This is a genomic window from Mammaliicoccus sp. J-M40, from assembly GCF_022386395.1.
GTDB classification, from domain to species: domain Bacteria; phylum Bacillota; class Bacilli; order Staphylococcales; family Staphylococcaceae; genus Mammaliicoccus; species Mammaliicoccus lentus.
Map to the genome: position 1 here is coordinate 1 of NZ_JAJNIQ010000043.1, position 295 is coordinate 295.

The 295-nt window shown below is 46.4% G+C and carries 3 tRNA genes; all 3 read left to right on the forward strand.

Annotation, left to right across the window (positions count from 1 at the left end):
- The first annotated feature begins 12 nt into the window (after positions 1 to 12).
- The 3 genes from LQ688_RS13945 (at position 13) to LQ688_RS13955 (ending at position 295) form a co-directional block, all read left to right on the forward strand.
- A tRNA-Lys gene (locus tag LQ688_RS13945) sits at positions 13 to 88 on the forward strand.
- A gap of 28 nt (positions 89 to 116) precedes the next feature.
- Positions 117 to 191 (forward strand) — tRNA-Gly (locus LQ688_RS13950).
- Positions 192 to 206: 15 nt separating this feature from the next.
- Positions 207 to 295 (forward strand) — tRNA-Leu (locus tag LQ688_RS13955).

Consider the following 295-nt stretch of genomic DNA (forward strand, 5'->3'; position numbering starts at 1 on the left):
CACCATGTTTTAGAGCCATTAGCTCAGTTGGTAGAGCATCTGACTTTTAATCAGAGGGTCAGAGGTTCGAATCCTCTATGGCTCACCATTAATAATATTGTAAAAATAATGATTTAGCGGAAGTAGTTCAGCGGTAGAATACAACCTTGCCAAGGTTGGGGTCGCGGGTTCGAATCCCGTCTTCCGCTCCATTTTTATTTTTTCTTGCCGGGGTGGCGGAACTGGCAGACGCACAGGACTTAAAATCCTGCGATAAGTGATTATCGTACCGGTTCGATTCCGGTCCTCGGCACCA